At 68.9% G+C, this 21,832-nt stretch carries 21 protein-coding genes; 8 read left to right on the forward strand and 13 right to left on the reverse strand.

Annotated elements, in window-relative coordinates; genetic code table 11:
• Position 1: 1 nt before the first annotated feature.
• Both AC0KS4_RS23480 and AC0KS4_RS23485 read right to left on the reverse strand, forming a co-directional pair.
• Positions 2-685 carry a hypothetical protein gene (locus tag AC0KS4_RS23480; protein WP_225330399.1) on the reverse strand — a complete coding sequence of 228 codons (684 nt, stop codon included), beginning with the start codon at positions 683-685 and terminating at the stop codon, positions 2-4.
• On the reverse strand, positions 682-1,320 hold the full coding sequence (locus AC0KS4_RS23485) for a hypothetical protein (protein WP_238957109.1): 639 nt from the start codon (positions 1,318-1,320) through the stop codon (positions 682-684). The genes AC0KS4_RS23480 and AC0KS4_RS23485 overlap by 4 nt, the downstream gene beginning before the upstream one ends.
• Before the next feature lie 41 nt (positions 1,321-1,361).
• On the opposite strand from AC0KS4_RS23485, the gene AC0KS4_RS23490 reads away from it, so the two are divergent.
• The 3 genes from AC0KS4_RS23490 (at position 1,362) to AC0KS4_RS23500 (ending at position 4,676) form a co-directional block, all read left to right on the forward strand.
• Positions 1,362-3,347 (forward strand): M13 family metallopeptidase, encoded by a 1,986-nt coding sequence (locus AC0KS4_RS23490; RefSeq protein WP_238957110.1) that lies wholly within the window; start codon positions 1,362-1,364, stop codon positions 3,345-3,347.
• 146 nt (positions 3,348-3,493) lie between these two features.
• A complete protein-coding gene (locus tag AC0KS4_RS23495) occupies positions 3,494-4,285 on the forward strand; it encodes a DUF433 domain-containing protein (RefSeq protein WP_238957111.1) in 792 nt (263 codons plus the stop codon).
• Positions 4,242-4,676 carry a PIN-like domain-containing protein gene (locus tag AC0KS4_RS23500; RefSeq protein WP_425326364.1) on the forward strand — a complete coding sequence of 145 codons (435 nt, stop codon included), beginning with the start codon at positions 4,242-4,244 and terminating at the stop codon, positions 4,674-4,676. The genes AC0KS4_RS23495 and AC0KS4_RS23500 overlap by 44 nt, the downstream gene beginning before the upstream one ends.
• Here the strand turns inward: AC0KS4_RS23500 and AC0KS4_RS23505 are convergent.
• The 5 genes from AC0KS4_RS23505 to ricR form a co-directional block, all read right to left on the reverse strand.
• Positions 4,671-6,935, reverse strand: coding sequence for a molybdopterin-dependent oxidoreductase (locus AC0KS4_RS23505; RefSeq protein ID WP_238957112.1), 2,265 nt, complete (start codon positions 6,933-6,935; stop codon positions 4,671-4,673). The genes AC0KS4_RS23500 and AC0KS4_RS23505 overlap by 6 nt on opposite strands.
• A gap of 27 nt (positions 6,936-6,962) precedes the next feature.
• Positions 6,963-7,535: a TetR/AcrR family transcriptional regulator gene (locus AC0KS4_RS23510; protein ID WP_238957113.1), complete on the reverse strand. Its 573-nt coding sequence runs from the start codon at positions 7,533-7,535 to the stop codon at positions 6,963-6,965.
• Between the two features lie 144 nt (positions 7,536-7,679).
• On the reverse strand, positions 7,680-8,711 hold the full coding sequence (locus tag AC0KS4_RS23515; RefSeq protein WP_238957114.1) for a L,D-transpeptidase: 1,032 nt from the start codon (positions 8,709-8,711) through the stop codon (positions 7,680-7,682).
• A 117-nt stretch (positions 8,712-8,828) separates the two neighbouring features.
• A complete protein-coding gene (locus AC0KS4_RS23520) occupies positions 8,829-10,073 on the reverse strand; it encodes an MFS transporter (protein WP_225327304.1) in 1,245 nt (414 codons plus the stop codon).
• A gap of 118 nt (positions 10,074-10,191) precedes the next feature.
• Positions 10,192-10,482, reverse strand: coding sequence for a copper-sensing transcriptional repressor RicR (ricR, locus tag AC0KS4_RS23525; RefSeq protein ID WP_225327177.1), 291 nt, complete (start codon positions 10,480-10,482; stop codon positions 10,192-10,194).
• 111 nt (positions 10,483-10,593) lie between these two features.
• Between ricR and ilvD the strand changes: the two genes are divergently transcribed.
• Positions 10,594-12,306, forward strand: coding sequence for a dihydroxy-acid dehydratase (ilvD, locus tag AC0KS4_RS23530; protein WP_225327178.1), 1,713 nt, complete (start codon positions 10,594-10,596; stop codon positions 12,304-12,306).
• Positions 12,307-12,370: 64 nt separating this feature from the next.
• On the opposite strand, the gene AC0KS4_RS23535 is transcribed toward ilvD, so the two are convergent.
• Positions 12,371-12,811 (reverse strand): SPW repeat protein, encoded by a 441-nt coding sequence (locus AC0KS4_RS23535; protein ID WP_225327179.1) that lies wholly within the window; start codon positions 12,809-12,811, stop codon positions 12,371-12,373.
• A 116-nt stretch (positions 12,812-12,927) separates the two neighbouring features.
• Here AC0KS4_RS23535 and AC0KS4_RS23540 point away from each other — a divergent pair, with 116 nt between their 5' ends.
• Positions 12,928-13,911 (forward strand): nitronate monooxygenase, encoded by a 984-nt coding sequence (locus tag AC0KS4_RS23540; protein WP_238957115.1) that lies wholly within the window; start codon positions 12,928-12,930, stop codon positions 13,909-13,911.
• Between the two features lie 2 nt (positions 13,912-13,913).
• Here the strand turns inward: AC0KS4_RS23540 and AC0KS4_RS23545 are convergent, their stop codons facing one another.
• Entirely contained in the window at positions 13,914-14,570 is a 657-nt protein-coding gene (locus tag AC0KS4_RS23545; RefSeq protein WP_238957116.1) for an O-methyltransferase, read from the reverse strand.
• Between the two features lie 155 nt (positions 14,571-14,725).
• On the opposite strand from AC0KS4_RS23545, the gene mymT reads away from it, so the two are divergent.
• Positions 14,726-14,872 carry a copper-binding metallothionein MymT gene (mymT, locus tag AC0KS4_RS23550; RefSeq protein ID WP_008261926.1) on the forward strand — a complete coding sequence of 49 codons (147 nt, stop codon included), beginning with the start codon at positions 14,726-14,728 and terminating at the stop codon, positions 14,870-14,872.
• A 42-nt stretch (positions 14,873-14,914) separates the two neighbouring features.
• On the opposite strand, the gene AC0KS4_RS23555 is transcribed toward mymT, so the two are convergent.
• From AC0KS4_RS23555 to AC0KS4_RS23570, 4 genes are all read right to left on the reverse strand, one after another.
• Positions 14,915-17,032: a glycoside hydrolase family 3 protein gene (locus AC0KS4_RS23555; protein WP_238957117.1), complete on the reverse strand. Its 2,118-nt coding sequence runs from the start codon at positions 17,030-17,032 to the stop codon at positions 14,915-14,917.
• Complete coding sequence (locus AC0KS4_RS23560; protein WP_238957118.1) at positions 17,029-17,541, reverse strand: TIGR04338 family metallohydrolase; 513 nt, start codon at positions 17,539-17,541, stop codon at positions 17,029-17,031. The genes AC0KS4_RS23555 and AC0KS4_RS23560 overlap by 4 nt, the downstream gene beginning before the upstream one ends.
• Complete coding sequence (locus tag AC0KS4_RS23565; RefSeq protein ID WP_238957119.1) at positions 17,538-18,287, reverse strand: DUF2786 domain-containing protein; 750 nt, start codon at positions 18,285-18,287, stop codon at positions 17,538-17,540. Before AC0KS4_RS23565 ends, AC0KS4_RS23560 begins: the two co-directional genes overlap by 4 nt.
• A 190-nt stretch (positions 18,288-18,477) precedes the next feature.
• Positions 18,478-19,311, reverse strand: a complete 834-nt coding sequence (locus AC0KS4_RS23570) for an alpha/beta hydrolase (RefSeq protein ID WP_238957120.1) — start codon at positions 19,309-19,311, stop codon at positions 18,478-18,480.
• A 35-nt stretch (positions 19,312-19,346) separates the two neighbouring features.
• On the opposite strand from AC0KS4_RS23570, the gene AC0KS4_RS23575 reads away from it, so the two are divergent.
• Together AC0KS4_RS23575 and AC0KS4_RS23580 are read left to right on the forward strand one after the other, a co-directional pair.
• The gene (locus AC0KS4_RS23575) at positions 19,347-20,399 is read left to right on the forward strand and encodes a sigma-70 family RNA polymerase sigma factor (protein WP_425326365.1); all 1,053 of its coding nucleotides are present in this window, start codon (positions 19,347-19,349) and stop codon (positions 20,397-20,399) included.
• Positions 20,400-20,409: 10 nt separating this feature from the next.
• A complete protein-coding gene (locus AC0KS4_RS23580; RefSeq protein WP_225327186.1) occupies positions 20,410-21,822 on the forward strand; it encodes an alpha/beta hydrolase domain-containing protein in 1,413 nt (470 codons plus the stop codon).
• Positions 21,823-21,832: the final 10 nt, after the last annotated feature.

Raw genomic sequence — 21,832 nt, forward strand, 5'->3', positions numbered from 1 at the left:
GCTACCGGATCGGCAGCACGTCGGCGACCAGCCAGTCGCTGCCGCGCTTGGTCAGCGTCACCCGCAGGGCCGGCGCCGCCTGACTGGGCGGCTGGCCCGGAACATTCTGGGTCACCCGCAGGACCACCGCCACGCTGGCGGCCGACGGCCCGAGGGCCTCGACGCCCGCCGAGACCGTGGCGGCTTGGGCGGTGACGTTGTGCCGGCCCAGCTCGGCGCTGGACTTGGTGTACTGCTCCTTGAACGCGGCGGCGTGCTCGGGGACGACCATGGCCGTGGCCCGGTCGATGGAACCGGTCGGCGCCGTCGGGCTGTACGACGCCATGGCCTCGGCCATGTCGGTGGCGATCCGCACGACCTTGCGGGAGTCGTCGGTGAAGTCGCGGTCCGCCTTCGTCCAGTGCGTGTAGCCGGTCGCGACGGCCGCCGCCAGGGCGGCCGTGCACAGCAGGACCACCGCCAACCGCAGCCCCGGTGCGTCGTCGTCGGTGCCGAGGCTGACCGAATCGCGGCGCAGCAGCCAGAAATTGATCAGCACCCCCTCGACGATCAGCAGGGCCAGCACCGAGCAGGCCGAGACCCACCACAGCGGCCAGCCGAGCACCACCCCGATGGCCAGCAACGCGGCGATCGCGGCCAGCGGGGCCAGGATGTCGAATGCGAAGAGTCGCCAGATGTTTCTCATCGGATCGAACTCAGTCCGGAGATCATCAGCTTGCCGTCCACGTCGGAGACCTGCAGCCGCAGGTTCCAGTGCACGGTCTGCGGCTTGGCGCCGACGTTTTCGCTGACCGACGTGGCCACCAGCATCACCGAGTCGCTACGGCTCGCGAACGGCGGCAACTTGGTCGTGACTGATTCCGATCCCGGGGGCCTGCCGGCGCCGGGCTGAGCGTCCAGTTCATGGTGCACGGTTTCGATCGCCACCGCCTCGATCCGCCCGGCGCTCTTGGACTGCAGCTTCTCTACCACGGCCCGGTAGGGCTGCACGGCGGCGTCGAAGTAGGTGTTGAGTTCCCCGACCGTGCCGTCGTGCAGCCGCTGCAGGCTGGCGTCGACGTTGCCGCTGTTCATGTTGATCAGCACGTTCGTCCACCCGGCGGCGGTCTGCATGACGCGGCTCAGATAGCCGCGTTCGGCGACCTGGTCGCGGTGGCCCGACCAGATGAGGACGCCGAGCACGACCGCGGCCACCGACAGCACGCCGAGAACCGTTGACGCGACGCCGTAGTGGGAGAAGACCGCCGCGCCACCGGATTCGGCGTCGACGTCAACGGAATCTTCTTCGGCAGGTGGCTCGGTGCGCTCGCCCTCGGACATGGCCCGATCGTTGCACCCGGCAAAGATGGAAGGATGGCGGGGTGACGAATACGGCGCTCCGCTCGGGCATCGACCTGAGCTACGTAGACGACAGCATCCGCCCCCAAGACGACCTGTTCGGTCACGTCAACGGCCGCTGGCTGGCCGAATACGAGATCCCGGCGGACCGGGCCACCGACGGTGCCTTCCGGCAGCTGTACGACCGCGCCGAGGAACAGGTGCGGGACCTGATCGTCGAGGCCAGCGAGCAGCGTTCGGCCGGCGACGCCGACGCGCAGCGCATCGGCGACCTGTATGCGAGCTTCCTCGACGAGGAGACCGTCGAGCGCCGCGGCGTGCGGCCGCTGCTCGACGAGCTGGCGGTGATCGGCGACGCCGCCGACGCCGACGCGCTGGCCGCCGCCCTCGGCGCCCTGCAGCGCACCGGGGTGGGCGGCGGTGTCGCGCTCTATGTGGACACCGACGCCAAGAACTCGGCCCGTTACCTGGTGCACTTCACCCAGTCCGGGCTCGGGTTGCCCGACGAGTCCTACTACCGCGAGGAGCAGCACGCCGAGCTGCTCGAGGCCTACCCCGGGCACATCGCGCGGATGTTCGGCCTGGTGTTCGGCGGGGACCCGGAAGGCCACATCCGGACCGCCGAGCGCATCGTCGCGTTGGAGACCCGGCTGGCCGAGGCGCACTGGGATGTGGTCAAGCGCCGCGATGCCGACCTCACCTACAACCTGCGCACGTTCGCGGAGTTGCGCGAGGAGTCGGTCGGCTTCGACTGGGACACGTGGGCCGCCGCGCTCGGCGCCAAGGTCGAGTCGCTCGCGGAAATCGTTGTGCGCCAACCCGATTACGTTCGGTCGTTCGCCGAGTTGTGGCGCAACGAAGACATCGAGGTGTGGAGGAGCTGGGCCCGGTGGCGGGTGATCCGCGCCCGGGCTCCCTGGCTGACCGACGAGCTGGTGGCGGCGGACTTCGACTTCTACGGCCGCCGGCTGACCGGCACCGAGCAGATCCGGGACCGGTGGAAGCGGGCGGTCTCGCTGGTCGAGAGCCTGATGGGCGATGCCGTCGGAAAGCTTTACGTGCAGCGGCATTTCCCGCCCGGCGCGAAGGCCCGCATCGACGAGCTGGTGGCCAACTTGCAGGCGGCCTACCGGATCAGCATCAACGACCTGGAGTGGATGACGCCGCAGACCCGGGAGCGGGCGCTGGCCAAGCTGGACAAGTTCACCGCCAAGGTCGGCTACCCGGCGAAGTGGCGGGACTACTCCACCCTGGTGATCGACCGCAGCGACCTCTACGGCAACTATCAGCGCGGGTACGCCGTCAACCACGACCGCGAGCTGGCCAAGCTCGGCGGGCCGGTGGACAAGGACGAGTGGTTCATGACCCCGCAGACGGTCAACGCGTACTACAACCCCGGCATGAACGAAATCGTCTTCCCGGCAGCCATTTTGCAGCCACCGTTCTTCGACGCCGAGGCCGACGACGCCGCCAACTACGGCGGCATCGGCGCGGTGATCGGGCACGAGATCGGCCACGGGTTCGACGACCAGGGCGCCAAGTACGACGGCGACGGAAACCTGATCGACTGGTGGACCGACGCCGACCGCACCGAATTCGGCTCCCGCACAAAGGCCCTCATCGAGCAGTACGACACGTACACCCCGCGCGAGTTGGCGAGCGGCCACCACGTGAACGGCGCGTTCACTGTCGGAGAGAACATCGGAGACCTGGGCGGGCTGTCGATCGCGCTGCTGGCCTACCAGTTGTCGCTGAACGGCCGGCCCGCTCCCGTGATCGACGGCCTGACCGGTGTGCAGCGCGTGTTCTACGGCTGGGCGCAGGTGTGGCGCACCAAATCCCGTGACGCCGAAGCGATCCGGCGCCTGGCGGTGGATCCGCACTCGCCGCCGGAATTCCGCTGCAACGGCGTGCTGCGCAACATGGACGCCTTCTACGACGCCTTCGACGGCGCCGATAACGGCTCGCTGTTCTTGGAGCCGGAACGCCGGGTCAAGATCTGGAACTGAGGCCCACCCGGGCGGCGCCAGCTGTCGTGACAAGGCCTCCGAAGAAGGACTAGAGGGACCGCGGGTAAGCAACGGAGAAGTTGCAGCTGAAAACCGATTGACTTGCGACGAGTAAATCGTCAGTACCTTCTGCGACAATCACCATTATGACGGCCAACGAATTCGCACCAGAGTTCCGCCGCGCAATCATGAACCTAACCGACGCGGCACGTTATCTGGCTATAAGCCAGCAGACCTTCCACCGTTGGGCCAGGGGATACCCCAGAGGGGAGCCTCTGCTTCATCTCGCCGATCGCCCCAGCGACTCAGACGCGTTTTCTGACGTCCGCGGAGGCAAAGTCGTCGGCACCGTAAAGCCCAGGCATCCTGTAGGCGGCTCCGCCAAAAGTGACAGCAATCGTGCCGGACTCACTGGCCGTCGAGTCGCGTCCGTCAGCTTCATAACGCTGACCGAGGCGTATGTCCTTGAGGCCCTCCGTACTGCTGGCGTCCAAGTTCGGAAGATTCGTCCAGCCCTGAGTGTGCTTCAGCGTGAGTTCGGCACTGAATACGCCCTCACGGCTCCAAACCTCGCCACCGATGGAATAGACGTTCTATGGGACTTTTCGAAAACGCCAGGCGGACGAGGGCTCATCGAAGCCCGCACGGGTCAAACGGTGATCAGGGCGATCGTCGAGGACTACCTCACTTACATATCGCGCGAAGACAACGGGCAACCCACGCGGCTCAGACTGCAGAGCTGCGAACCCTCCAAGGTGATCGTTGATCCTCAGTACGGGTTCGGTCAACCCCGATTTGGAGCGTCAGGCGCTCGCATGATCGATGTAGCTGCGATGCTTAAGGCTGGAGAAACCGCCGAGACTGTCGCTGACGAGTTCGGAATTTCAGTCCATGATGTTGGAACCGCCGCCCGCATCCTCTTGGGCCGCGCCGCCTGAGTTCTACATCGACGAAGGGCTGGCGGGGAAGAGCCTCCGCCGGTTCTTTGAAGATCTGGGCTATGTCGTACATACGCCGTGGAGCGTGTTCGGATCACGACATGAGGCCCAAGGGACGCCAGATGCGATCTGGTTGGCGCGATGTGGCGAAGAGCGTTGGGCCGCCATTGCTAAGGACACGAAGATTCTCGAACGGCCAGACGAGCTTGACGCGCTCCTGAAGGCGAGGGTGCACATCTTCTATTACCCCGGCAACGCTACGCGAGCAGAGCTGCTTTCGATCGCTGCAGCAACACTGGCTGACGTGTGCGCTATGGCATCTCTGGTTGGTGGGGGCGCGTGGCGGGTACGTGGCGGAGCTAGACCACATCTTCAACGAATCGACCTATAGGTTTTGGTGGGCTAATCTCTCTCGATCAGCGGCCTCGATGCGGGCGGGCACGTGCTTGTGCCACGGCGTTCCCGCGTAGGGATCGCGCCACCCGGACGAGGTGAGCGCGTTCGGGGCCACGCCGGGAACGACGGTGTGACCGTCGTCGTCGATGTAGTCGAGCCCAAAGCCGTTGGGCAGGGCGGCATGTCCGGCGAGCATGGTCTCGGTGATCTCGACGGTGGCCTCGGCGGTGCCGGCCGCGGTGCTGATGCGGGCCCGGCATCCGTCGACCAGCCCCAGGGCCTGGGCGTCTTCGACGCTCACCCGCAGCGCGCCGTCGGCGTCGCGTTTGCGCCAGGACGGGTCCCGGAAGATGTCGTTGGCGGTGTAGGCGCGCCGCTCCCCCACCGACAGCACGATCGGGAAATCCGGGGTGGTCAGCTCGGCCGGGGTACGGGCCAGCGCCCTCAATTCGTCGAGCAGCGGCGGGATTTCCAGCGCGATCTTGTGGTCGGAGTGGCTGATCAACGCGAAGTCGTCCTCGTAGTTGTGGGCGGTGAACGTCACCCCCGACGGGTTGTCCAGGATCGCGTCGAACAGCGCGTTGCCGTCGGCGTGACCGGCGCGCCGCACCGCGTCGGGATAGTTCATCGCGGTCTTCTGGGCCAGGCCCCAGAGCGCGGCCGCGCCGCGCAGACCCTCCGGCAGCGTGGGTCCGAGCGTCTCGTAGAGCACATACGGAAGCAGCTGGGCCACAGTCGGATTGGTGGCCACCGCGATGAGGAAGGCCTCGGCATATGCCCGCCGACCCCGCTGAGCGGCGTCGCGCAGCGGCCGCAGGTCCGCGTCGTCGACCACGCCGAGCGCCCGCACCAGCCGGGCCCAGATCTCGGGCTCGGGCAGCGTTCCCGGCAACGGCGCCAGCAGCGGACGGCGCAGTTGGAACGTGTTGTGCGGAAACTCCAGGTTGAAGAAGGTGGCTTCCGGTTTCTCGAATTGGGACGCGGCCGGCAGCACGTAATGGGCGAGCCTGGCGGTCTCGGTCATCGCGACGTCGATGACCACCATCAGTTCCAGCGCCTCGAAGGCCTCGCGGCAGGCGGTCGAATCGGCCAGCGAGTGAGCGGGATTGCTGCTCTCCACGATCATGGCCCGGAAGCGGTCCGGGTGGTCGGTCAGGATTTCCTCGGGAATCACGTTGCTGGGCACCAACCCGGAGATGATGGGGGCGCCGGTGACCGGTGTGCGGCCGGAGAACTGGCCGAACAGCGGCGCGAACGACGAATGCAGGTGCTGGCCGCCCCGTTTCGCGAAGTTACCGGTGAGCACCCACAGCAGCTTGTTCAGGTAGGAGCACAGCGTGCTGTTGGGCGCCTGCTGCACGCCGAGATCTTCGAAGACCGACACGCTCGCGGCGGCGCCGATGCGCCGGGCCGCCGCGCGCAGCAGTTCCTCGTCGACCCCGCAATGTTGCGCGTAGTCGGCCACCGCAACCTCGCGCAACGCGTCGCGGACGGTGTCGGCCCCGTGCACGTGCTCGGCGAGAAACGTCTCGTCGCACAGGTTTTCCTGGACGAGGACGGCCGCCAGCGCCGCCAGGCACCACGCGTCGGTGCCGGGTCGCACCCGCAGATGGAAGTCGGACATCTTGGCGGTGTCGGTGACGACGGGGTCGATGACGATCATCGACCGGGCCGGATCCTTGGCGATCTCGTTCAGCACCACCCGGGCGCGCGGAAAGCTCTGCGACATCCACGGGTTCTTGCCGACGAACACCGCCACCTCGGCGTGCTCGAACTCGCCCCGGGTGTGGCCGCCGTACAACTGCCCGTCGACCCAGGCCTCGCCGGTCTTCTCCTGCGCCAACGCATTCGAACGGTAGCGGGAGCCCAGCGCTTTCAGGAAGGTGCCGCTGTACGCCCCACCCAGATGGTTGCCCTGCCCGCCGCCGCCGTAGTAGAAGATCTTGTCCCCGCCGTAGGCATCGCGAATGTGCTTGAACCCCTCGGCGATCTCCACGATCGCGGTGTCCCAGTCGATTTCCTCGTAGCTGCCGTCGGCGCGGCGGCGCAGCGGAGAGGTCAGCCGGGTGCGGCTGTTCTGATAGTGGTCCAGCCGCAACGCCTTGTTGCAGGTGTAGCCCTGCGACGCCGGGTGCGCCTTGTCCCCGCGGATGCGGGCCAGCCGGCGATCGTCGACCTGAACGACGATGCCGCAGTTGCATTCACACAGGATGCAGGCGCTGGATTGCCATTCACCGGTCTCGTTTGTGGTCACTGCGGGACATCCTCTCCGGTCACCTGATTACGACGACGTGGCCGACAGCAGCTCGCGCACCTGGCGGCGGACGACGTCCAGGGGCATCAGGTCGCGGCGCACCCGTGCCAGCACGATCGCGCCCTCGAGCGCGGTGGTGGCCAGGACCGCCAATTCGCCTGCGCGCTCCCGGGTTATCCCGTCGGCGATGAAGCGCTGCGCGATCAGGTCGGTCCAGCGGTCGAACACCGCCGCCGCGCGCTCGACCACCGGCGCCATGCGCTCGGCGTCCGCCGGCTCGCCCGCCTCCACGGACACGGCCACGATGGGGCAGCCGGCGCGGAAGTCGCTGTCGAGCAGCTGGCGGCGGTACTTGTCGATCAGGGTGTCGATCAGCTCGGGGCCGCTCTCGGCCTCGGCGATGATCGCGGCGACGTGGTCGCCGGCGTAGTCCACCGCCTCGCAGAGCAGTTGCGTGCGGCCGCCCGGGAAGTAGTGATAGGCCGATCCGCGCGGCGCCCCGCTGTGCTCGAGGACGTCGGAGATGGCGGTGGCGTGCGCGCCGCGCTCCCTGATCAGCAGCGCGGCCGACGTCACCATCCGTTCGCGTGGTCCGCGCATCGCCGCTCCTCAGGCCGCGTTATATATGATGCTATACATAATCGCCGGCCCCGCGGAAGACCCCGCGGCGAGGTGAGGGCGAGAAGACGCAGAATCGCCCGATTTCACGTGGAAATGGGCGATTCTGCGTCTGCTCGCGGAGAGCTAGTTCATCCAGTCGGCGGAGCCGTCGTTCTTCTTGTAGCTGCCGCCGGTGGAGTTCTTCACGATGATCGGGTCTCCCGCGCCGAAGTTGTCGAAAAACCACTTCGCGTTGGAGGGGCTGATGTTGATGCAGCCGTGGCTGACGTCGCGCTTGCCCTGGTCGTCCACCGACCACGGGGCGCTGTGCACGTAGTCGCCGACGTTGTCGAAGCGGACCGCGTCCTCCACCGTCACCTTGTAGCCGTAGGTCGAGTTGACCGGGACCCCGTAGGTGGACGAATCCATCACCACCGACGGCTTCTTGTCCTGCACGTAGTAGGTGCCGTTGGGGGTCTGGTGGTTGCCGGACGTCATGCCCATCGACATCGGGATCGTCTTCTCCACCGTGCCGTTGCGGGTGACGGTCAACTGATGGGTGGCGTCGTCGGCCGTGGCCACCAGCGTGTCCCCGGTTCGGAAGCTCGACACGGTGCCCCCGGCGTCGACGGTCACCGCGGTGTGGGCGGGCCAGAAGCTCAATGGCCGCCAGCGCAGCTGCGTGGGGGTCATCCAGTAGAACTTGCCCGGGACCGCGGGCACCGACGAGACGTGGACCGCGCCTTCCGCGGCGCCGGCGTCGTCGACGCGTCCCGGGAAGTTGATGATGATCGGCTGGGCGACGCCCACGGTCGACCCGCCCGCGGGAAGGATCTTCGGCGGCCCGAACGGCGCCGTCCCGGTGAACGGGGTGGGGTTCTGGCCGGCGGCCGAGGCCGCGGCGGGTTCCGCCATCGGGGGAACCCAGGGCGGCGCCGCCGCCGGGTCGGGCGGGGGCGGGGGCGCCAGCGGGTCGGGCGGGGGTGGCGGCGCGAAGGGATCCGGCGGGCCGGGCGGGGCGGCGACGGCGCCCGGGTCAGCGGGAGCCGGGTCCGGGTCGGCCAGCGCCGGGGCCGCGCTCAGCACCAGTGCCAGGGTCATGACGGCGCCGCAGCCGGTGACGTTCAGAGCGGCGAAGAGACCCTTGAAAGTCCAGGCCCTCGTCCAGCCCGACATATGCATACCTCCACTCGTGTACTCGACACAGTCTGGCATAGGGCGCGCGCCGTCGATCGTCGCCGGCGGCCGCCGGCGGCCCCGATGGCTCCCGGAACACGCCTCTGACCTGGGCGGTTATGAATCGCGTGAGCTTGTCGGCCGCGGCTGCGGGACGTCCAGCATCCGCCGGTTGGCCGCGATGCCGACCAGCGCGACCGCCATCAGGATCGCCGAAGCGATCAGCATCATCGTGACGCTGTGCTCGTAGAGCAGCCCACCCGCCAGCGAGCCGGCCATGATGCCGACCTGAAACGCCGTCACGTAGAGCCCCGACGCGCCGTCGGGGTCGTCGGCCCCGTTGCGCATGGCGGCGGATTGCATCATCGGCGATACGGCGGTGGCCATGGCCCCCCACAGCACGATGGCGGCGGTGCCGATCAGGGCGGTCGTCGCGCCGGACCGGCCGCCGAACGCCAGCGCGGTCAGCACCACGAAGGCGGCCGTCAGGCCCGTCATGCACAGGATGACGGCGGACTTGGGCCGGTGGTCCAGCGGCCGCGCCACCAGCGGCACCGACAGCAGGCCGGCCAGCCCGTAGGCGGCCAGCACCCACGCCAGGTTCGGCCCGCGCACGCCGAGGACGTTGCGGATGAGCTCGACGATGAACGTGTAGGAGACGAAATGGCCGGTGACCGCGATCATCGCCAGCACGCTCACGGTGATCAGCCGTCCGTTGCGGTGGTGGCGGGACCGGGGCCCGACGTGGGCGAGCTGGTCGTCGGTGAGCACCATCTCCGGCAGCATCACCCGGGCGGCGATCGTGACGAGCGCGGCCGCGACGGTGACGCACACGACGGCCAGGCGCCAGCCCCACATCAGGCTCAGGGCCGCGGTCAGCGGGCTGCCCACGACCAGCGCCAGGCTGGTGCCGACGTAGATCGACATGGTGGCGCGCCCGGCGTGGCTGGGCGGCACCAGCCGGATCGCGATCGGCGCGATGACCGACCACAGCAGGCCGTGCGTGACCGCGCAGAGCACCCGCCCGGCGGCCAGCACCGCGAAGTTGGGCGCCAGCGCCGAGATCAGCTGCGAGGCGGTCAGGCAGGTCAGGCTCGCGACCAGCACGCGGCGGCGGGGCAGGTGCGCGGTCCAGCGCACCAGCGGGATCGTAGTCAGGGCCGCCACCAGGGCGTACCAGGACAGCAGGGTGCCCACCAGGACCAAGCTGACGTTGAGGTTGCGGGCGATCGCCGGCAGCGCGCCCACCGGCAGGATCTCGGCGGTGACATAGGTGAAGGCCGCGGCCGCGAGGATGGCGAGCTGAGCCGCGATCCGTGGCGTCCACGTTCGCGCGGCTGTGTTGGCGGTTTCGGCAGTCATCACAGTCATCGGTTGGGTGTGCGCAATCGGCTGAGCAACGTCGCCGAGGTCGCGCTCCCCTACCGTACGCACACCGACTGCCGGTTCCTCCAACTTGGCGTGGCAACACGCCCTGCGATCAGGAGCGCACCAGGCGGGCGATCGCGGCGGAGGCCTCGGTGAGCTTGGTGTCGGCCTCGTCGCCGCCCTCGGCCACGGCGCGGGTGACGCAGTGGCTCAGGTGCTCGTCGAGCAAATTCAGCGCGACCGAACGCAGCGCGCTGTTGACGGCGCTGATCTGGGTCAGGACGTCGATGCAGTACTTGTCTTCCTCGATCATGCGGGCGATCCCCCGCACCTGGCCCTCGATGCGCCGCAGCCGCTTGGCGTAATTGTCCTTCTGCTGCGAGTACCCGTGTTCGTCGGTCATGTTCGTTTCACCCCTGCCGTTACGCCTGCCGTGCCGCCACGTCCACCTTATACCCCGGCGGGGTATTACCCCGGGGACGGGCATCGCGACTGGCCAGCGCATACTTGAACAATGCCCACCACCGATTCGGCTCGGACCGCCGACATCAAGCCGCGTAGTCGTGACGTCACCGACGGCCTGGAGAAGGCCGCCGCCCGTGGCATGCTGCGGGCCGTAGGCATGGGAGACGAGGACTTCGCCAAGCCGCAGATCGGCGTCGCGTCGTCCTGGAACGAGATCACGCCGTGCAACCTCTCGCTCGACCGGCTCGCCAAGGCCGTCAAGGAGGGGGTGTTCTCCGCCGGCGGCTACCCCCTCGAGTTCGGCACCATCTCGGTGTCCGACGGCATCTCGATGGGCCACGAGGGGATGCACTTCTCGCTGGTGTCGCGCGAGGTGATCGCCGACAGCGTCGAGACGGTGATGCAGGCCGAACGCCTCGACGGCTCGGTGCTGCTGGCCGGCTGCGACAAGTCGCTGCCCGGGATGCTGATGGCCGCCGCGCGGCTGGATCTGGCCTCGGTGTTCCTCTACGCCGGTTCGATCCTGCCCGGGGTCGCCAAGCTTTCCGACGGCAGCGAGCGTGAGGTCACCATCATCGACGCGTTCGAGGCGGTGGGGGCCTGCGCCCGCGGGCTGATGCCGCGCGAGGACGTCGACGCCATCGAGCGTGCGATCTGTCCCGGCGAGGGCGCCTGCGGCGGCATGTACACCGCCAACACGATGGCCAGCGCGGCCGAGGCGCTCGGGATGTCGTTGCCCGGAAGCGCGGCGCCGCCGGCGACCGATCGCCGCCGCGACGGGTTCGCCCGGCGCAGCGGTGCGGCCGTTGTCGAACTGCTGCGGCGCGGGATCACCGCCCGCGACATCCTCACCAAGGAGGCGTTCGAGAACGCGATCGCGGTGGTGATGGCGTTCGGCGGCTCCACCAACGCGGTGCTGCACCTGCTGGCCATCGCCCACGAGGCCGACGTCGCGCTGACGCTCGACGATTTCAGCCGGATCGGGTCGAAGGTTCCACACCTGGCCGACGTCAAGCCGTTCGGCCGCCACGTCATGTCCCACGTCGACCACATCGGCGGTGTGCCGGTGATGATGAAGGCGTTGCTGGATGCCGGCCTGCTGCACGGCGATTGCTTGACGGTGACCGGTGCGACCCTGGCCGAGAATCTGGCCGAGATCGCCCCGCCCGACCCGGACGGCAAGGTGCTGCGGGCCCTGAGCAATCCCATTCACCCCACCGGGGGAATCACCATCCTGCGCGGCTCACTGGCGCCCGAGGGCGCGGTGGTCAAGTCGGCCGGCTTCGATTCCGACGTGTTCGAAGGCACCGCAAGGGTTTTCGACGGCGAGCGGGCCGCGCTGGACGCCCTGGAGGACGGCACCATCACCAAGGGCGACGCGGTGGTGATCCGCTACGAAGGCCCGAAGGGCGGTCCCGGCATGCGGGAAATGCTCGCCATCACCGGCGCGATCAAGGGCGCCGGTCTCGGCAAGGACGTGCTGTTGCTGACCGACGGCCGGTTCTCCGGCGGGACGACCGGCCTGTGCGTCGGCCACATCGCCCCCGAGGCGGTGGACGCCGGGCCGATCGCGTTTCTGCGCGACGGCGACCGCATCCGCCTGGACGTCGCCAACCGTGTCCTCGACGTGCTCACCGATCCCGCCGAATTCGATTCTCGGCGAACGGGTTTCACGCCGCCGCCGCCGCGCTACAAGACCGGGGTGCTGGCCAAGTACGTCAAGCTGGTCAGCTCGGCCGCGATCGGCGCAGTCTGCGGTTGATCTCCGCCTGACCGGATCGTCCGGCCAGGCGGCGAATCGACTTGTGGCCTAACCGAGTTCGGGACTAGGCGTGGGTGCCCGTGGCGCGCGTGCGCATGCCGAAGTAGGTGGCGTTGAGGCCCAAGAAGGTCAACAACGCACCCGCGACGACATTCGACCAGGTCATGCCGGTGGTCAGCACGACGTCCGGCACGATCCACGTTGACACGATGACCCACACGCCGAGCACCGGCAGCGTCCACGTCATGCCGTGCGCGCGATCCAGCGCCGTCGCGCACCCGTACGCCAGGAACGCCACCGCGATCCCTGCGATCAGGTCAGACGTGGCAAGCGTCCTCGTCGCGCTGAATCCCACGATCCACGGTGACGCGGCCACGTACAGACCCGTCAGCAGAGCCAGGCCGAAGGTGAAATGCGCACTCATCGACTCGGCGACGCGCTCATAGCGGGCGCGCAGCGCCAACAAATCGGGGTGGTGATCGATTGATGAATGGACTGTACTCATTTTGTGACCTTTCTGTTATGCAGCAAGCCTTTTGAGCTGGGCTGCACCCATCCATCTGACGTCAAGATTACGCTCGATCGCTGTCCAATTCGAGGAACCGCGTAGCGTCTTCAGGCATGGACATCGCGGACCGACTGCGGCTCGATTGCCCGGTGGGGCAGGCCGGCATGGGCGGCGGGCTGGCGGGGGCGAGCCTGGCGGCCGCGGTCGCCAACGCGGGCGGGCTCGGCACCCTGGGCATCGACACCCCGCGCCGGCTGCGGGCCTCGATCGACCGGGTGCGCGAGCAGGCGCCGGGTCGCGCCGTCGCGGTAAACCTGTTGCTGCCCTTTGTGCATCGCCACCACGTCGCGGTGTGCGTCGATGCCCGCGTGGACGTCGTCGTGTTGGCGTTCGGAGAGAAACGCGGCCTCGTCGAGCACCTGCGGGACGCCGGGATCTTCGTCTTTGTGATGGTCGGCACCGAGGCGCAGGCGCGCGCCGCAATCGCCTCGGGCGCCGACGGTTTGATAGCGCAGGGGCGCGAGGCCGGCGGGCACCTCGTCGGGACCGTGCCGGCCCTGGATTTCCTGCCGCACGCCCTGCGCGCGGCCGGGGGCCGGCCGGTGTTTTTGGCCGGCGGCATCGCCACGGCCGCCGACACTCGCGCCGCGCTGGACGGCGGCGCCGGCGGCGTGATCGCAGGCACGCGATTCCTGTTGACGCACGAGGCCAATGCGAGCCGCGAGTATCAGCGGCGAATCCTTCAAGCGGACAGGACGATCGAGACAAACCTGTTCGGGCTGAGCTGGCCGCTACGGCACCGCGTCGTGCCCAACGCGGCCACCCACCGGTGGTGCCGGCCCGACGGGCGGGCCAGGGCCGTACCGGCGGCCCTCAACGCGGCCAGCCGTCCCCTGTCGGCGCTGGGCTATTTCGATGCGGGCGCACTGATGCGCCTGCAGTCGCCGGCCCTTCCGTTCTTCACGCCGCTGGCACCGGTGGCCGGTGTGCCCGATTCGTGGCTGGACGGCGCGGCCCTGTACGCCGGTGAAACCGCCCTGCGGATCGGCGAACTCAGCTCCGCCGGGCAAGCGGTTGCCGACCTGTGCCCGCGCTGAGGCTACTGCACCAACGCCAAGGCGAAGCCGTCCCAGTGCTTGGCCCCCACCGTCTGGATCACCGCGGTGTCCAGCCGCGGGTGCTCGCCCATCGCCTGTAGCGTCTCCCGGGTCGCCCGCACCCGGGCGTCGTCGGAATCCGGCCGCAGAATCTGACCGTCGCGAATCACGTTGTCCACCACCACGACTGCGCCGGGCCGGGCCAATCGGACGGCCCACTGAAGGTACGCAACGTTGTTCTCCTTGTCGGCGTCGATGAAGATCAGATCGAAGGGTCCGGTCACCGTCGGCAGCGTGTCCAGCGCCGCGCCGACGAGCACCTCGACTCGATCGGCGACGCCGGCGCGCTCCAGGTTGCCCCGCGCCACCTCGGCGTGCTTCGGCTCGTATTCCAGCGTCACCACCCGGCCCTGCGGCCCGGCGCCGCGCGCCAGCCAGATGGTGCTGAAGCCACCCAGGGTGCCGATCTCGAGGATGCGCCGCGCGCCGATGGCGCCGGCGAGCAGGCTCAAGAACTTTCCCTGCTGCACCGATACCGCGATCGGCGGTAACCCGGCCGCGTTGCTGGCCTCGAGCGCCGCGGTCAAGGACGGGTCGTCGCCAACCACCGTGCTGTCCAGGAATGCGTCGACGTCGTGGGGGGTCGGTTTCTCGCTCATGGCGTCAACGCTAGCGGCGCCCACCCGGCCCTTGCACGACGGCCGGCCCGCCACGGGCCCTTCGCCGCCGTTTACATATACCCATGGGGGGTATATGGTGAGGGTGCGGCCGAACCGCGCCGCACAAGTCACACCAGGAGAAAAGGGTGAATCAGATGGCAACTTACGAAGCCGGGACCCTGCTGACGTGCGGTCACGAAGGCTGCGGCTGCCGTGTCCGCATCGAGGTCCCCTGCCACTGCTCGGGTGCGGGCGAGGGGTACCGCTGCACGTGCGGCGACGCGCTGACCCCCGTCGAGTAACGCGCCGGCACGGCCGTGCGTTCGGGCGTCAGCCCGCGTGAGTCATCGCCCGAACGCACGGCCGGTCAGCGCCACCGCGGCCGACAGACGCATGGCCGACGCCGAAATGCCCACCGCCGCCGTGTAAACGCCCGGCTCGATCCGCCAGCTTCCGGCGCTGCCGTCGTAGCGGGCGAGCAGACGCGGATCGGCCTCGATCCGCACCCGGCAGGTGTCGCCCGGGTCGAGCTCGACCCGCTCGAATCCCAGCAACCGCAGGCACGGTCCGCCGGGGACAGCCGTCACATACAGCTGCGGCACTTCCGCCCCGGCCCGATCGCCGGCATTGACGACGCTGAACGTGGCGGTGATGGTCTCCCCGCCGGTGAGCACCAGGTCACGGTAGTCAAACCTGGTGTAGGACAGGCCATGACCGAAGGCGAACATCGGCTGGTGGCCGTTGCCCGCGTACCAGCGGTAGCCGACATCGGCGCCCTCGAAGTACGCGATCGTGCTCGCCGTCCCCCACGGTTCGCCGGAGCCGGGTAGCCGCGGGCGAGGCGTCTGGTCCAGATCGACCGGAAAGGTGATCGGTAACCGGCCCGACGGGTTCACCCGCCCGGTGAGGATCTCGGCGATCGCCCGGGCGCCGGCCTGACCCGGATACCACGCCTGCACAACGGCATTCACCGCGTCGCGCCACGGCATGCTCACCGGGTTGCCGGTCTCGAGCACTACCACGGTATTGGGGTTGGCCGCCGCCACGGCCGCGATCATCTCGTCCTGGCCCCACGGCAGCGACAGGTCGGCGAGGTCGTAGCCCTCCCCTTCGGCGCGCACCGCGAACACGATCGCGATGTCGGCTTGCTGCGCCGCCCGCGCCGCCTCGGCCGGGCTGATGCCGGGATCAAACTCAATCTGGGCCTGCGGCAGCTGCTTTCGCAACTCCTGCAACGGCGACGACGGCAGCAGGTACAGGTTGCGCAGCCCGGCCTCCAGTCCCGAGCCGCCGATCGGGACCACGCCCGCGTAGCCGCCCTGGGGAACGACGGTGCTCGAACCGTAACCGGCCGGCACACCCAGGTGCGCGTAACCGCCGATGACGGCGATGCGCCGGCCCGACTCGGGCGCCACCGGGAGCGCCCCCCGGTTGGTCAGCAGCACGGCTCCCTGCCGCGCTATGCGCAGCGCAATCTCGTTGTGCGCATCCATATCCGGGGCCGGACCCGGTTCGGCGCGGTCGATGCCGACGGCGAACATGGACCTCAGGATCCGTCGGACCATGTCCGACAGGCGCCCCTTGGGCAGCCTGCCGTCGGTGTACGCGTCGCGCAGCGGCGCACCGAAGGCCTCGGCCTGCCACAGCAGCGCGTCGATCTGGGCCCCGCACTCCTGGTCGAGACCGCCCAGCGCGCATTCCCAGCTCGGCGTGGCGCCCCAATCGGACATGACCCAGCCGCGATAGGCCCAGGCGCCCTTGAGCACCTCGTTGATCAGGACATCGTTTGCCGCGGCGTAGACGCCATTGATCTTGTTGTATGCGGTCATCACGGCGCCGGGTTGCGCCCGCTCGATCGCGATCTCGAAGGCCAGCAGGTCGGATTCGCGGTGCGCGTCGGGATCGATGACCGCGTCCAGGAAGTGCCGGTTGGTCTCGTTGCAGTTCAGCGAGTAGTGCTTCACGGTCGAGATGACGCCGTGGCGCTGGATGCCGTCGATCGACTCCGCGATCATCGCGGCGGTCAAAAGCGGGTCCTCGGAAAGGTATTCGAAGTTGCGGCCGTTGCGGGGATCGCGCGCGAGGTTCATCGCCCCGGCGAGCTGCACGTTGATTCCGCGGCTGCGCGCCTCCCGGCCGATCACGTCGCCGGCGGACCGGGCCAGCGCCGGATCGAAGCTGGCGGCCAGCGCCAGCCCGGCGGGCAGCGCGGTGGCCGTGTCGCCCGGACGGTAACCGGGGTTGGTGACGCCCAGGCCGGCATCGCTCATCCGCAGCGGCGGCACCCCGAGGCGGGGAACCCCGGGCACGTACCCCGCGCTCATCGGCGTGTCCGCCGGGATGCGCTCGTCGCGCACCGGCCACATGTCACCGGCCCCCATCACCGAGACCAGCAGCGAGAACCGCTCGTCGTCGGTCATCTGGGCTTCGATCTCGCGCGCCCGATCGTCGGGATCTCTCACCGCACACCCTCTTTGGCGTAGACGACGCGCAGCACATGCCCCAGTTCGGGTCCCATCACCAGCTCCGTCAACTCACAGATCGTCGCGACGAACTCGGGGCCGTGCGGCGGCTCGGCCTGGCACAAATGATGCGCCACTTCGTGCAGCATCACCAGCTCACGCAGCGCCCAGTCGGCGGTGCCACGGTCGGGGACCGCGATAACGCCTGCGCCGTCGTGGTTTTCGTAGTGCGCGGCGGTGGCGGCCCGCCGCGGCCGGACCCGCAACGGCGCCACCCCCGGCCATCGCTGCCGCACCGCCGGCAGCGCCAGCACGTCGTCCACGTAGCGCTGGGCGGAGGCCACCGAGCCGAACCGGCCTTCGGGCGGCAGCGTCAACTGCGTGCCGAAGAAGTCCACCGCGGGTGAGCCGTGCTGGGCCGCACGGTCAAACAGCGTGCGGACGAACTCCTCGGCCGCATACACCCTGGACCGTTGAGAATCCCGCCGCGGGGAATTCCCGGCAGTCACCCGCTCAGCGCGCTCCGCGCCCCGGGGAGTTCGGGGCTGTTGCCGAGCCGCGCTCGCTTCCCGGCCCGATCGCCGGCGCGCCGCGCCGCCGAGGAATACCCGGCCGACGCCCGGCTGGCCTGCCAGGTGCCGCGCGCCTTCGACGCGCCGCGGTAGTAGTCCACGAGCTCGACCTCCTTGTCCCGCAAAGCGATTGCGGTTCCCGGCGCACGCCGCCGGTCCTTGGTGGCTTCCCGCCGGGCCTCGTCGCGGGCCTCGGCCAGCCGCTGCCCGACGCGCGCCCCGAAGGCGAGCTGAAAGTTGAGCCGGGCGGTGATCGTCGGCGTGGGACGATGCGCGCCCGAGGACAGGTAGGCGTCCGACGCACGCACCATTTGCACGACCAGGCTGGCATACAGCGCGTGGCTGGCATCGATGTCCTCGGCGAACCCGTAGGCGTAGACGAACGTCGAATTCGATGCGACGTCGCATCGGACGTCGTTGGCGGCGGCGATCAGCACGAAGAGCTGAACATACGTCCGCAACCCCTTGGCGCCCGCCGCGCCGATCGTGATGGTGCGCTGCGTCGGGGCCTGCGCGGCCGAACGCTGGGCCGAATGCGAGCGCGCCACCGCAAGGTCGATGGACGCGGCCGTCGCGAGCCGCTGCGCGGCCGACATGAACGCGTCGGCCTCGTGGGTGTTATCGGTTCCTTCGGCCTGACGCAGCAGTGCGGCGATGCGCGCCAGCATCTTGTCGTCGGTCATCGGCGCCGCTCCTCCTCATCGCTACGCTCTGCATCGTCACCGCGAGGCATCGGCGCCGCTCCTCCTCATCGCCTCGCTCTGCATCGTCACCGCGAGGCATCGGCGCCGCTCCTCCTCATCGCCTCGCTCTGCATCGTCACCGGCGCGAGTCATTGCCGCCAAGGTACGGGAGCGCTCCGACATTCTTGCCTCACAGCCGAGCGGTGATCCAGGAGACGACATCGTCGAGCACCTGCTCGCGCTCGGGCTCGTTGAAGACCTCGTGATACAGGCCGGGATACACCTTGAGCTCGACGTCCGTGGACCCCACGCATTCCACCAGGCGGTGGCTGCCGGCGACGGGAATCAACCGGTCCTCGGAGCCGTGCACCACCAGCAACGGCGCGGTCAGGGCCGGCGCCCGCTGCGGCATCGTCTCGCCGACCTGCAGCAACGCGCGGCCGATGCCGGCCGTCACCTTGCCGTGGTACACCAGCGGGTCGCTCTTGTAGGCGGCCACCACCGCAGGATCGCGCGAGATGGCGTCGACGTCGAGGTCCTGCGCGGGCAGCCCGGGCACGACGGCACCGAGCACCTTGGCGGCCAGGGCGAGCAGCGGTGACACCTGGTCCTGGGCCGCCACCGCGGGTCCCGACAGCACCATCAGGTCGTAGTTGTCCGGGCGTTCGACGCCGTAGGCGAAGACGATGCCCCCGCCCATGCTGTGGCCCAGCACGACGCGCTTGAGGCCGTGGTGTTCCCGGGTGGCGATCCCGACCAGGGTGTCGAAGTCGGTGGTGTACTCGTGAATGTCGCGCACCACCGCCCGTTTGCCGCCGGAGCGGCCGTGTCCGCGATGATCCAGCGCGTAGGTGACCAGGCCCGCCTCGCCGAAGCGCCGGGCGACGTGGTCGTAGCGGCGGGCGTACTCGCCGAGGCCGTGCGACAGCACCAGGACCGCCCGCGGTGCCGTGTCGGGGGTCCAGACGTCGTAGACGATGCGCACACCGCCGAATCCGTCGAAACTGCGTTCGGTGCGGTTCATCGGGTGGTCCTAGTCATTGAGGTGCAGCGTAGTGGCTGGGATGCGGGCCGGGGTTGCGGACACTGCGTAGGCTCATCCGCGTGAGCCTTCTCGCGCAAAACTCCGAAGGCGACTCGGTGCTGGGGACCGATTTCTCGGCGCAGGCCGAGCCGTATCGCCGCGAGCTGCTCGCCCACTGCTATCGGATGACCGGGTCCTTGCACGACGCCGAGGACCTGGTGCAGGAGACGTTGCTGCGGGCCTGGAAGTCCTACGACCGATTCGAGGGAAAGTCCTCGCTGCGGACGTGGCTGCACCGCATCGCCACCAACACCTGCCTGAGCGCGCTGGAGGGCAAAGGGCGCAGGGCGTTGCCGGTGGGCCTGGGCGCCCCCAGCTCGGACCCGACCGCCGAGCTGGTGGAGCGCCGTGAAGTGCCGTGGCTGGAGCCACTACCGACGTTGACCGATGACCCGGCGGACCCGTCGGTGGTCGTCGGGTCGCGGGAGTCGGTGCGGCTGGCGTTTGTGGCTGCGCTGCAATACCTTCCGCCGCGACAACGGGCCGTGCTGCTCCTGCGCGACGTGCTGCAGTGGCGCTCCGCCGAGGTCGCCGAGGCGGTCGGTACCACCACGACCGCCGTCAACAGCCTGCTGCAGCGGGCCCGGTCGCAGCTGGACGCCGTCGGACCCAGCGCCAATGATCAACTGGCGCCGCCGGATTCGCCGGAGGCCCAAGACCTGCTGGCCCGCTACATCGCCGCATTCGAAACCTACGACATCGACCGCCTGGTGGAGATGTTCACCGCGGAGGCGATCTGGGAAATGCCGCCGTACGCGGGCTGGTATCGGGGCGTGACGGACATCGTCACGCTCATCCGTCAGCAATGCCCGGCCGAGGCGAGCGGAGACATGCGACTGCTACCGCTGGTCGCCAACGGTCAGCTCGCCGCGGCGATGTACATGCGCGCCGGCGACGAACATGTCCGCTTCCAGTTGCACGTGCTGGATGTGCACGGCGAGAAGGTGTCTCACGTGGTGGCGTTCCTCGATGACACGTTGTTCACGAAGTTCGGGCTACCCAGTTCGCTGTCCGCGGGTCACAGGTAAGAAGGTTGCGATGACGAGTTCCACCGCCCAGGTCACGGCCGCGCCCGGCAAGCCGCTGCTGCTGCTGAGCGCCTATGACCTCGCCGACGTGGGCTATCGCGTCGAGGAGTTCTTCGTTTCCGCGACGGCCTCGTCCTATACCGCGGTGACCGAGCTGGGACCGGACGGCCGCTGGGACGTCACACCCTCGGGCTCAGCCGATTACACGACGCGCATCGTGGTGTTGACCCCGTCGGATCCGACTCGGTTTAACGGAACAGTACTGGTCGAATGGCTCAACGTCAGCGGCGGCATCGACGCTCCCGCGGTATGGATGATGGCGCATCGCGAAATCGTCCGCGCCGGTTACGCCTATGTCGGGGTCTCGGCTCAGCGGGTGGGGGTCGAGGGCGGCGACAGCCTGCTCGGCGCCGACATGTCGCTGAAAAGCCAGGATCCGCAACGGTATGCGCCCCTGCACCACCCGGGCGACGCCTTCTCCTACGACATCTTCTCGCAAATCGGTTGCCTGCTCAAAAGCGCCGAACGCCATGCGCTCGTGCGGGATCTGCCCGTGCGGCGCGTCATTGCGCTGGGCGAATCGCAGTCGGCGATGTTCCTGACGACCTACATCAATGCGATCGACCCGTTGGCCCGCAGCTACGACGGGTTCCTTGTCCATTCCCGTTTCGGCCCGGCCGCCCCGCTCGACGGTACCTCGATCTTCGCGGAAGCCGAGGAGCCGCAAGGGGTTGGGTTCCGGCCGGAACTGCGCGTCCCGCTGCTGACGGTCATCACCGAAACCGACGTCTTCGGCGGAGCCCGGCAGGGCTACTACTTCGCGCGGCAGCCCGACAACCAATACCTGCGGGTCTGGGAGATCGCCGGCGCCGCCCATGCCGACAACTACACCATCCAGGCCGCGTTCATCGACAGCGGCTCGGCGCCGCTCGAGGCCATCGCCGCCGCCTACGCGCCGACCAACATGCTGATGGGCCAGCAGTTGGCGCACTGCATCAACTTCGGTCCGCAACACCACTATGTGGTGCAGGCCGCGCTCGCCGCGCTCAACACCTGGGTCGCCGGCGGCGGGCCGCCGCCCAGCGCCGAGCCCCTCGAGGTTCGCGAAACCGAAGGGCCACAACCGGTTCTGGACGGCAATGGCCTCACCCGGGGCGGCCTTCGGACCCCCTGGGTGGACGTGCCGGTCGCCCGGACGTCGGGCCTGGGCGGCGACGAGAGCATCATGTCGATGATTTTCGGCTCCGGCGAGCTTTTCGACGCCACTACGCTGCGCCGGCTCTATCCCGGCGGAAGCACGGAATACCTGGAACGCTTCACCGCCGCGCTCGACGCGGCGATCCGCTCTGGATTCATCCTGCCGGCAGACCGCGCCGAGATCCTGGAACTCGCCGCCGCGACGTATCCCGGCGACCGGTCTTAGGCGAGGCCCG

This window comes from Mycobacterium sp. NTMscope_MAC_12, assembly GCF_976985675.1.

What these genes read in the sequence shown, in the direction of transcription:
- AC0KS4_RS23580 (WP_225327186.1), top strand. Translation starts at nt 20,410, where the DNA reads ATGACGAGTTCCACCGCCCAGGTCACGGCCGCGCCCGGCAAGCCGCTG.
- AC0KS4_RS23540 (WP_238957115.1), top strand. Translation starts at nt 12,928, where the DNA reads ATGGACATCGCGGACCGACTGCGGCTCGATTGCCCGGTGGGGCAGGCC.
- AC0KS4_RS23500 (WP_425326364.1), top strand. Translation starts at nt 4,242, where the DNA reads ATGTTGGAACCGCCGCCCGCATCCTCTTGGGCCGCGCCGCCTGAGTTC.
- mymT (WP_008261926.1), top strand. Translation starts at nt 14,726, where the DNA reads ATGGCAACTTACGAAGCCGGGACCCTGCTGACGTGCGGTCACGAAGGC.
- AC0KS4_RS23545 (WP_238957116.1), bottom strand. Translation starts at nt 14,570, where the DNA reads ATGAGCGAGAAACCGACCCCCCACGACGTCGACGCATTCCTGGACAGC.
- AC0KS4_RS23495 (WP_238957111.1), top strand. Translation starts at nt 3,494, where the DNA reads ATGACGGCCAACGAATTCGCACCAGAGTTCCGCCGCGCAATCATGAAC.
- AC0KS4_RS23485 (WP_238957109.1), bottom strand. Translation starts at nt 1,320, where the DNA reads ATGTCCGAGGGCGAGCGCACCGAGCCACCTGCCGAAGAAGATTCCGTT.
- AC0KS4_RS23570 (WP_238957120.1), bottom strand. Translation starts at nt 19,311, where the DNA reads ATGAACCGCACCGAACGCAGTTTCGACGGATTCGGCGGTGTGCGCATC.
- AC0KS4_RS23535 (WP_225327179.1), bottom strand. Translation starts at nt 12,811, where the DNA reads ATGAGTACAGTCCATTCATCAATCGATCACCACCCCGATTTGTTGGCG.
- ricR (WP_225327177.1), bottom strand. Translation starts at nt 10,482, where the DNA reads ATGACCGACGAACACGGGTACTCGCAGCAGAAGGACAATTACGCCAAG.
- AC0KS4_RS23520 (WP_225327304.1), bottom strand. Translation starts at nt 10,073, where the DNA reads ATGACTGCCGAAACCGCCAACACAGCCGCGCGAACGTGGACGCCACGG.
- AC0KS4_RS23565 (WP_238957119.1), bottom strand. Translation starts at nt 18,287, where the DNA reads ATGACCGACGACAAGATGCTGGCGCGCATCGCCGCACTGCTGCGTCAG.
- AC0KS4_RS23480 (WP_225330399.1), bottom strand. Translation starts at nt 685, where the DNA reads ATGAGAAACATCTGGCGACTCTTCGCATTCGACATCCTGGCCCCGCTG.
- AC0KS4_RS23515 (WP_238957114.1), bottom strand. Translation starts at nt 8,711, where the DNA reads ATGTCGGGCTGGACGAGGGCCTGGACTTTCAAGGGTCTCTTCGCCGCT.
- ilvD (WP_225327178.1), top strand. Translation starts at nt 10,594, where the DNA reads ATGCCCACCACCGATTCGGCTCGGACCGCCGACATCAAGCCGCGTAGT.
- AC0KS4_RS23510 (WP_238957113.1), bottom strand. Translation starts at nt 7,535, where the DNA reads ATGCGCGGACCACGCGAACGGATGGTGACGTCGGCCGCGCTGCTGATC.